The sequence below is a fragment of the Thermoflexus sp. genome (genome assembly GCF_025055495.1).
In the GTDB taxonomy this organism is placed as follows: Bacteria; Chloroflexota; Anaerolineae; order Thermoflexales; family Thermoflexaceae; genus Thermoflexus.
In genome coordinates this window covers 1-2,725 of the sequence record NZ_JANWXB010000349.1, presented here as the reverse complement: position 1 = coordinate 2,725, position 2,725 = coordinate 1, and the positions used below count along the sequence as shown (strand labels likewise).

Sequence of the window (2,725 nt, the reverse complement as noted above, 5' to 3'; positions counted from 1 at the left end):
CCTTTCTGGGCAAGGAATGGGACGAGCGCCTGGGCCTGTATGAGTTTGGCTTCCGGCTCTACGACCCCTGGGCGGGGGTATGGCTGACGCGGGAGCCGTTGCCGGGGCGGCCCTGGGAGCCCCGCACCTGGCAGCGGTATGAATACGCCTCCGGTGAGAACAGGCGACGATTCAATGGCATAGATTGCCCAAGAGCGATCGCCTCAAATCTCTCCCCCGGCGTGCTCTCGATCCCCAGGCGAACACCACCGATCGCTTCTCCAACCCTCGGAACGGCAGCCAGGGCGAACCGTTCCCTCCATCCGCAACCTCGGTTGCTAACCTGCCGATCTGCACTGGGGCTTGCCCTCCACTGCAGGGATGCGCGCCTTGCTCTCAGGAGCTCCGCCGAGGATCCCTCAAAGGGTGTGTCCCATTTTTGTCGGAATCGTCCGATGGCCGGAGGCGCTGATCGGAAATCAGCCCTTCCTGGGCACCCCGCGCCAGGCGTCAGCCTTCGCCGAAGCTCAATAGGGGATCGGCGGAGGCCGATCCTCGGCCGAAGGCCCAGGTCAGAGCGACTTCAATAGGCGCCCGGTGGCGGTCATCAACGCCCGACGAATCTGGGATACACCCCCCTCAGAGGCCGCATGGGAGACCGGCAGCTTGTGCGCTACAATTACCTCAAGGACGGGCAGCCATCCAGCGCCCGCTCTATACGCTTCACGAGCTGAAAGGTGGGAGGACATTATGTCCGTTCGGGTTCGTTTCGCGCCCAGCCCGACGGGGTTCCTGCATGTCGGCGGGGCCCGCACGGCGCTGTTCAACTGGCTCTTCGCCCGCCACCACGGCGGGCAGTTCATCCTGCGGATCGAGGATACGGATCGCAAGCGCCTGGTGCCCGGTGCCCTCGAGGATATCCTGGACTCCCTGCGATGGCTGGGCCTGAACTGGGACGAAGGGCCCGAGGTGGGAGGGCCCTACGGCCCGTATATCCAGTCCCAGCGCCTGGAGATCTACCGGGAGCACGCCCATCGCCTGGTCGCTATGGGCCATGCGTATTACTGCTTCTGTTCGGAAGAGCGCCTGGAGCGATTGCGCCGTGAGCAGGAGGCCCGCAAGCAACCTACCGGCTACGATCGGTTCTGCCGATATAACGTCTCACCGGAGGAAGCCCAGCGCCGTATCGCCGCCGGGGAGCCTTTCGTGATCCGCTTGAAGGTCCCCCTGGAGGGGACCACGACCTTCCACGACCTGGTGCATGGAGAGATCTCGGTCCAGAACCGGACGCAGGACGATTTCGTGCTGCTGAAATCCGACGGCTACCCCACGTATCACCTGGCCAACGTGGTGGACGATCACCTCATGCGCATCACCCATGTGATGCGGGCCGATGAGTGGATCCCCAGCACCCCGCGCCACATCCTGCTCTATCGGGCCTTCGGCTGGGAACCTCCCCAGTTCGCTCACCTCCCCATCATCCTGAGTCCCACCGGAAAGGGCAAGATGAGCAAGCGAGTGCTGCAGGAGCAGGGGCGCTGGGAGACCGCCGTCTTCGTCCGGGATTTCCGGGAGGAGGGCTACCTGCCGGAGGCCCTAGTGAACTTCCTGGCGCTGACCGGCTGGGCGTATGACGACAAAACAGAGCTGTTCACCGTAGAGGAGTTGATCGAAAAGTTCGACATCTCGGGGATCAACCCCAAGCCGGCGGCTTTCAATTACGAGAAGCTGGAATGGATGAACGGCGTCTACATCCGCCGCCTGACCCCGGAGGCGCTGGCCGAACGCCTATGTCCTTACCTCGAGGATTTGGGCCTGCACCCCGACCTGGAGACGCTCCGGAGGGCGATCCCCCTGATCCAGGAGCGGATCAAAACCCTCCGGGAAGGGGCGGAGATGCTGGAGTTCCTTTGGAAAGAGGACGTCTCCCCGGTGCTGGAGGATCTGGTGCCGAAGGGGAGCGCCCCGGAACAGGTTCGCGTCTGGTTAACGGAGGCCCTGCGGGCGCTGGAGGGCCTTCCGGAGTTCACCCATGAGGCCCTCGAGGCTGCGCTGCGCGGGCTGGCCGAGCGATTGGGGGTGAAGGCCGGCACGCTGTTTATGGCGATCCGGGTGGCGGTGACCGGCCGGCGGGTCACGCCGCCGCTGTTCGAGTCCATGGCCCTGCTGGGCCGCCAGCGGACGCTGACCCGTCTGGAATCTGCCATCCGTCTGCTGGAACAGGTGCCTTCGTCGGAGCGCTGAAGAACAGGAAGGCAGGCTGCCTTCGGCGGCCAGAACGTTGACTTCCTCCCTTCCCGCGCGGCAAAGGCCGCGCCCGGAAAGAGGTGACGGTCATTGAAGTCTCGTTCTCTGACCTTTCAGCTGTTCACATTCGCCGGAACGCCGGTGCAGGTTCACTGGAGCCTGCTGGCGCTGCTGGGGATCGCGGTGGCAGGCGCCGGGGCGCTCGGGGGATGGCAGGAGGCCCTTCGCCAGGGGCTCTGGTGGGGGCTTCTGTTCGGCCTGGTGCTGCTGCATGAGCTTGGTCATCTACTGGCCGCCCGCCTGCTCCGGACGCCAGTGACTTCCTTGGTTCTCTGGCCACTAGGCGGGTTCATCACAGTGCGCCTGCCGCCGGGCTGCTTCAGCGCGGAGTTCGTCATCGCCCTTGCCGGTCCGGCGGTCAACCTCCTGATCGCGCTGAGCCTGAGCGCCCTAGGGCTGGGCGGAATCCCCCGGGAATCGGAAGCAGGACACTGGGGAT

At 65.0% G+C, this 2,725-nt stretch carries 3 protein-coding genes; all 3 read left to right on the top strand.

Annotated features, from left to right (window positions below):
- The first annotated feature begins 5 nt into the window (after positions 1–5).
- Positions 6–569, top strand: a complete 564-nt coding sequence (locus tag NZM16_RS14090; RefSeq protein ID WP_367281028.1) for a hypothetical protein — start codon at positions 6–8, stop codon at positions 567–569.
- 160 nt (positions 570–729) lie between these two features.
- Complete coding sequence (gene gltX / locus NZM16_RS11250; protein ID WP_295480440.1) at positions 730–2,223, top strand: glutamate--tRNA ligase; 1,494 nt, start codon at positions 730–732, stop codon at positions 2,221–2,223.
- A 93-nt stretch (positions 2,224–2,316) separates the two neighbouring features.
- Positions 2,317–2,725 (top strand): site-2 protease family protein (locus tag NZM16_RS11245; protein ID WP_295480438.1); only part of this gene is annotated, 409 nt, incomplete at its 3' end.

Excerpts from the sequence above, each read along its gene's own strand:
- gltX (WP_295480440.1), top strand. The coding sequence starts at position 730 with ATGTCCGTTCGGGTTCGTTTCGCGCCCAGCCCGACGGGGTTCCTGCAT.